Consider the following 7033-nt stretch of genomic DNA (forward strand, 5'->3'; position numbering starts at 1 on the left):
ACTGGCTCGGAATCGGCTACGAGCAACTGCGACAGGCGAATCCGAAGATCGTGTTGTGCACAGTGTCCGGCATGGGCACCGACGGCCCGTACCGCGGGTTGGGGACCGGAGGCCCGGTGTTCGACGCCTACGCAGGTCTGCGCGAAGTCAGCACTCCGGAGCAGCCGCCGACCGAGGGCATGGCGGGGGCGACGACCCCACCGATCGCGATGTACGCGCTCGGTGCGTACGGGGCGATGGGGTTGCTCGCCGCGCTGCACAAGGCCACGGCGACCGGCGCGGGTTGCCATGTCGAGGTGTCGGGCATCGACGTCGCGGCCGCGTGGATGCCGGACCTGGTGGATGCGGAACTGAACCGGGACCGCTCGATTCCGCGTCCGTCCTGGCTGCCGGACGGACGCCTGCCGGATTGGCCGAGGCTCGAGGCCTATCGCACGAGCGACGGCGAGGCGATCCTCTTCGGGTCGCACGTGGAGAAGTTCTGGCACAATTTCCTGGTCGCCGTTGGCCGGGAAGACCTGATCGCCGTCGATCTGACCAGCACCGACGACGGTGCACCCGCCCGCGCGGACCTGGTGTGGCGAGCGCTCACCGAGATCTTCGCGCAGCGCACCCGCGCCGAATGGATGCAGGTGTTCCTCGAGCACGGCATCGCGGGCGGTCCGGTCAACACCGTGACCGATATGCTCGCCGACCCGCACTTCCAGGCCCGAGACAACACGTACCGAGTCGACTACCCGGGGGTCGGTGAGCTCGAGTTCATGGTCAGCCCGGTGCGCGTGGCCGGCGAGAAGTTCGCGCCGACGCTGCCACCAGCCGTGGGCGCGGACACCATCGGGGTGCTGCGATCGGTGGCCGGGTACGACGTCGCGCGAATTGCCGCAGCGGTCGGCCCGAGTCTCGATCGGCTCGAGATTCCGTCGGGCGGCTGAACCGGCGCTTGCGAAGAGATCGACACTCACACGAGAAATATTGTGTGGGTGTCGTTTTCGCGTTCCAACATCGGAAACGTACCCCGTGCGAATTGCGCACCGGGCATTGCATACACAGCCTATAGCTGTTAGGTTTATGGCAGGTGGTGAGAGCGATCACACCCGCACGACCGCCGCGGCCGATCGACCGGCTGACGACAACGAGGAGTACCGATGAATCTCGCGGATCTGACGCGATTCTGGGGCAAGACGCGTTCGCGGCAACAGGCGATCGTGTTCGGCGACACGTCGCAGACCTGGGCCGAGGTCGACGCGATCACCGATGCTCTCGCTCGTGGTCTGGCGGCCCGTGGCGTCCGCAAGGGCGACCGTGTGGCGGTGATGATGCTCAATCGCCCCGAGTTGGCCCATGTCATCCTGGCGACCCTCAAGCTCGGCGCGATCAGCGTCCCGCTCAACTTCCGGCTCACCGCCAAGGAACTGGCGCCAATGGTCGTCGACTCCGCACCGCGCGTTGTGATCGTCGAGGACGCCTACGCGCCGCTGCTCGAAGTTGCGGCCGAGCAGGTTGAGTTCGAGACCTACGCGATCGGCGGCAGTGCGCACGCACCGTACGAGCGTCTGATCGATCCCGGCACCGCGCCCGCAGTCGCCATCGACGCCGACGACCCGGGCTTCATCTGCTACACGTCGGGGACCACCGGCGTACAGAAGGGCGCCCTGATCACCCACCGCAACGCGATGACGCCCGGCATCTCGCAGTCGGTCACGTTCGGCTTCTCGGCGCGGGACCGGGTGTTGTGCTCCGCGCCGCTGGTCTACACCGGCTCGGTCCTGTCGATCTTCATGCAGCTCGTCGTTGTGCCCGGCGCGACGATGGTGCTGCTGCGCGAGTACGACCCGGAGATCGCCCTCGACACGTTCGAGCGCGAGCAGATCACCGCGACCACCACCGTTCCGGTGATCTGGGAACGGATGACGATGCTGCCCGACTTCGGTACCCGCAAGCTGGCGAAGTTCACTTTCGCCGGTACGGGTGGCGCGCCGGTCAGCCTGGACCTGCTCGACTTCTACCGCTCGCACGGCATCCCGCTCACCCAGTGCTATGGGCTCACCGAGGCCTCCGGCATGGTGTCGACCCTGGCGTACGAGGATGCCGTGTCGCGTCCCGGTTTCGCGGGGTTGCCGCTGGTCGGCACCCACGTCCGGATTGGCGGCCCGGCTTCGGACACCCCGGCCGGCGAGGTCGGCGAGATCCTGGTACGCGGCGAGCACGTCATGCGGGAGTACTGGAACAAGCCCGAGGCCACCGCGGCGACCCTGGAGGACGGGTGGTTGCGCACCGGCGACCTCGGCCTGCTCGACGACGGTGGATTCCTCAAAATCGTCGACCGCAGCAAGGACATGCTGATTTCCGGTGGCCTGAACGTCTACCCCGCCGAGATCGAGAAGGCACTGCACGGTATCGACGGACTGGTCGACCTCGCCGTCATCGGGGTCAGGGACGACCGGTGGGGCGAGGTGCCGATGGTGGTGTTCCACAGCGAGCGCCCGGCCGCCGAGATCGTCGCCGACATCGCCGTGGTCGCCGGTGAGAATCTGGCGAAGTTCAAGCGCCCCAAGCATGCCGTCGCGCTGGGCGAGCCGCTGCCGCGCACGTTTTCGGGCAAGCTGGCCAAGCCATCGCTGCGCCAGCGCTTCCCGGAGGCACCGACTGATGCCTTCGCAGTCGACGGCGCCAGCGCACCCGCCTGAGCCGGTGGCCCGGCAAACGTCGTTCTGCAGGCTGTGCGCGTCCTCGTGCGGGGTCCTGCTCGATGTCGAGGCCGGGCGGATCATGCGGGTGCTCGGCGACGCCCACCATCCGATCTCCGGCGGGTACACTTGCGCAAAGGGGCGCCGCGGCAGCGACCTCGTACTCGGACCGGATCGACTGACCACCTCGATGCGGCGCAGCGCCGGCGATAGCCACGAGCCGGTGCCGGTGGCGCAAGCAACCGCCGACATCGCGGACCGGCTGCGCACCATTGTGGACCGGCACGGACCGGATGCCGTCGCGCTCTTCATGGGCACGCAGCAGAACTTCGCCGCGCTCACGCCGCCGATGGCCCGGGCCTGGTTCCGGGGCACCGGCTCGCACAAGCTGTTCTCCACGATGACCATCGACCAATCCGCGAAATGGGTTGTCGCGGAACGGATGGGTACCTACCTCGGTGGCCGCCAGCGGTTCGAGGACGCGGACGTGTGGTTGCTTGCCGGGACCAATCCCATCGTCTCCGGCAACGGTGGCGACGGGGACGGCGCGGTGGTGCACAACCCGTCCGTCGCCCTGCGGGCAGCGCGGAAACGGGGCCTGCGGCTGATCGTCGTCGACCCACGGCGCACCGAGACCGCGGCCATGGCGGATATGCACTTGGCGCCCCGCCCGGGGACCGACGCGGTGCTGTTCGCCGGCCTGCTCCAGGTGATCCTCACCGAAAACCGTCACGACGGCGACTTCTGTCGCCGGTACACCGCCGACCTGGCCGCACTCATCGATGCAGTGGCGGGCGTGACTCCCACTGTTGTGCAACGGATCTGCGGAGTCGACGCCAATCAGGTCCGGGACGCCGCACGGATTTTCGCGGGCGGGAGTCGTGGGATGGCGACGAGCGGGACGGGTCTGTGCATGGGTCCGCACTCGAATCTCGCGGAGCACCTCGTCGCCGCCTTGAACGTGGTGTGCGGCCGGTACCTGCGCGAGGGGGAGCGGGCCGACGACCGCGCCGTGCTGACCCGGCGCGTACCCGCACGTGCGGAGGTCGCCCCGGCCACCCGGGCCTACGAGCGCGGATTCCGTAGCCGCATCGGTGGTGTGCGTGCGATACGAGGTGAACTGCCGTCCGGCATCCTCGCCGACGAGATCCTCGAGCCCGGCTCGGACCGGGTGCGGGCGCTGATCGTCTCCGGCGGCAATCCTGCTGCGGCGCTGCCGGATCGCGGCAAGGCACTGCGCGCTTTGCGATCATTGGAGCTCCTTGTATGCGTCGACCCGCGCATGTCGGATACCGCGCGGCTGGCGCACTACGTGATCGCGCCGACCACGATGTACGAACGGGCCGACCACACCGCGATCATGGAGCCGTTCTTTCCGCGACCGTTCGCGCAGTACACGCCTGCCGTCGTGACGCCGCCCCCGGGCGTCATCGAGGACTGGCGGTTCTTTCTCGACCTCGCGTCCGCCTCGGGCCAGTCCGTCAAGTTCGCCGGCCGCATCCTCGACCCCGGCGCGCCACCGACCGCGGAACAGCTGTTGGCGATGATGACTGAGCGCGGACGGTTGCCGTTCGCCGACCTGGCCGCGGCCCCGCACGGGCAACTCGCCGGGCTGAGCGGCGCAATTGTGGGCGCGGCGACAGAGGAGGGCGCCGCGCACCGCCTGAGCTTGCTCCCGGCGGATGTGCGCGGTGAACTGAATGCCGCGCTCACGGAAAGTGCTGTGACAAAGCAGTTTCCGCTTCGGCTGACGGTTCGCAGGATCCGCGAGGCGATCAACTCCACCGGCACCCGAGTGCCCGGTCTCGTTCCGGGCGGCGTCAACCCGGCGAGTCTGCACCCCGATGACCTGGCCGCCCTCGGAATCGCCGACGGGCAGGCGGTGACTGTGCGTTCGGCGTCCGGACAACTGCGCGCGACGGCGCAGGCGGACAGCACACTCGCCCGGGGCACCGTGTCGATCACGCACTGCTTCGGCAGTGTCGACCCGCGCGACGACGTTGGCGTGAACGTGAACGCGCTGACCGGAACGGGTCACGGGGTGCAGACGATCAACGCGATGCCGACCATGACTGCGATCCCCGTCGCCGTCGAGCCCGGCGTACCCGCGACAACGGAGATGACGTGACAACGACCACCGAACCCATTGCTGGGCACCGGATCTGCCCCCTGTGCGAGTCGACGTGCGGGCTGCTGGTCGAACTAGAAGGCCGCGCCATCGTGCGTGTCGCGCCGAACCCGGACGACGTCATGAGCGCAGGGCACAGCTGCGCCAAGGGCCTTGGCCTCGGTCGAATCGAGGGCGACCCCGAACGGATCCGAACACCGCACTTGCGTACCCCCGGCGGGGGGTTTCGGGAGGCGTCCTGGGACGAGGCGTTCGCCGAGATCGAGCGGCGGCTACCGGAGTTCGTCACCGAGGATCCGGGCAGCTGCGCGATCTACCACGGCAATCCGGCCGCACACCACCTGGATTCGACGTTCTACCTCGGTGAGCTGATCGGCGCACTCGGCACCCGGAACGTGTACTCGCCGGCCAGCGTGGATACCTGGCCGAAGAACCTTGCGCACATGCTGCTGTACGGCACCGGCCTGGGCGTCAGTCTGCCCGACCTCGACCGCACCGACTACCTGCTGATCCTGGGCTCGAACCCGATGGTGTCCAACGGCAGCACCGTCACCGCGCCGGGCATGGACCGCAGGCTGCGGGCGTTGCGCGAGCGAGGCGGCACACTCGTCGTAGTGGATCCGGTCCGCACCCGCACCGCGGAGGTTGCGGACCTGCACGTGGCGATCCGGCCCGGCACCGATGCGATGTTCCTGCTCGGGGTGCTGTCCGTCGTCGCGTCGGAGGGACTGGCGAGGCCCGACCGGGTGCCGGAGGTGGTGGACGGCCTGGACGCCGCGCTGGCCATTGCGTTGGAATTCGACCCCGACGCGGTGGCCGCCGTCTGTGGCATCGACGCCGAGGTGATTCGCGAGGTGGCCCGTGGGTTCGCGTATGCGCCTGCGGCGGTGGCACATTCGCGGATCGGGACGTGCATGCAGGAGTTCGGCACCCTCGCGAACTGGCTCGTCGAGGTGCTCACCATCGTCACCGGTAACCTGGATCGGCCGGGCGGCGCGATGTTCGCGCTGCCGCCGGCAGGTGGGCCGAACACCTGGCCGGTGACCAAGCCGCCGAAGCTGATGTTCGACCGGTGGCGTTCGCGGGTGCGGGAACTGCCGGAGGCGATGGGGGAGTTGCCCGCGGTGTGTTTTGCCGAGGAGATCCTCACGCCCGGACCCGGCCGCACCCGGGCGCTGATCACCCTGGCGGGCAATCCGGCCCGCTCGCTCCCGAACAGCGATGCTGTCGAAAGTGCCTTGGGCGCATTGGACTTCATGGTGTCGATCGACTGCTACCTGAACGAGACGACCCGCTACGCCGACGTGATCCTGCCGCCGCCGCCGCTAATGACCCGAGGCCACCATGACGTGACCCTTGCACACTTCCAGATCCGCAATGGCGCGCGGTACACCCCAGCCCTGCTCGACCTCGCCGACGGCGAGTTGGCGGAATGGCAGATCCTGTTGCGGTTGGCTGCGATCGCGCGCGGAACCCCGGAACGTTCGGTCGATGAGATGGACGACGAGGTGGCTGCCGTCGCGACGCGGCGCGCAGCCAAGCTCGTCGGCTGCGAACCGGAGCGCGCCGCCGCGGTGATCGCGGGCCGACGTGGGCCCCAGCGACTGCTGGACCTACGTCTGCGAAGCGGGCCCTATGGAGACCGCTTCGGCGTCGACCCGGACGGGTTGACTCTCGCACTACTGGAGGACAACCCGGACGGCATCGACTACGGGCCACTGACGCCTCGCGTCCCGGAGGTGCTGCGCACGCCGAACCGCCGGATCGACCTCATGCCGGAAATGATCGTCGCGGATTTGCCACGACTGCGTTCGAGCCTGGACCGTCCGAATGACGGACTGCTGCTGATCAATCGGCGCCAGCGCCGCGGGATGAACTCGTGGCTGCACAACGCGTTGCCGCAACCGGATGGCGGCCAGTGTGCGCTGCTGATCAGCCCGCATGACGCGGCGGAGCGCGGACTGGTAACCGGCGACCGGGTGGCGGTGGCGTCCCGTGTCACCACCGTGACAGCCGAGCTGCGGGTCGATGACGCGTTGCGTCCCGGGGTGGTGAGCATGCCGCACGGGTGGGGCCACGACGGGCCGGGTATGCGGACGTCTTGCGCGGCGGCGGTGCCCGGCAGCAATTACAACGCCCTTGTGGACGACACCACCGAGTTGGAGGCGCTGACGGCGTCACCGATCTTCAACGGCGTCCCGGTCACCGTGACGCGTAC

At 68.7% G+C, this 7033-nt stretch carries 4 protein-coding genes; all 4 read left to right on the top strand.

Translation table 11 applies throughout. From position 1 onward, the window contains the following. On the top strand, positions 1-932 hold a 932-nt coding region (locus tag A8G08_RS10140), incomplete at its 5' end, for a CoA transferase (protein WP_068273377.1). A gap of 213 nt (positions 933-1145) precedes the next feature. Continuing rightward, the gene (locus tag A8G08_RS10145; protein WP_068273378.1) at positions 1146-2687 is read left to right on the top strand and encodes a class I adenylate-forming enzyme family protein; all 1542 of its coding nucleotides are present in this window, start codon (positions 1146-1148) and stop codon (positions 2685-2687) included. After that, positions 2650-4815, top strand: a complete 2166-nt coding sequence (locus tag A8G08_RS10150; RefSeq protein ID WP_068273380.1) for a molybdopterin-containing oxidoreductase family protein — start codon at positions 2650-2652, stop codon at positions 4813-4815. The genes A8G08_RS10145 and A8G08_RS10150 overlap by 38 nt, the downstream gene beginning before the upstream one ends. Beyond that, positions 4812-7033 (top strand): molybdopterin-dependent oxidoreductase (locus tag A8G08_RS10155; RefSeq protein ID WP_068273382.1); only part of this gene is annotated, 2222 nt, incomplete at its 3' end. The genes A8G08_RS10150 and A8G08_RS10155, both read left to right, overlap by 4 nt.

Origin of the sequence: Aldersonia kunmingensis (assembly GCF_001646865.1) — a bacterium.
GTDB classification, from domain to species: Bacteria; Actinomycetota; Actinomycetes; order Mycobacteriales; family Mycobacteriaceae; genus Aldersonia; species Aldersonia kunmingensis.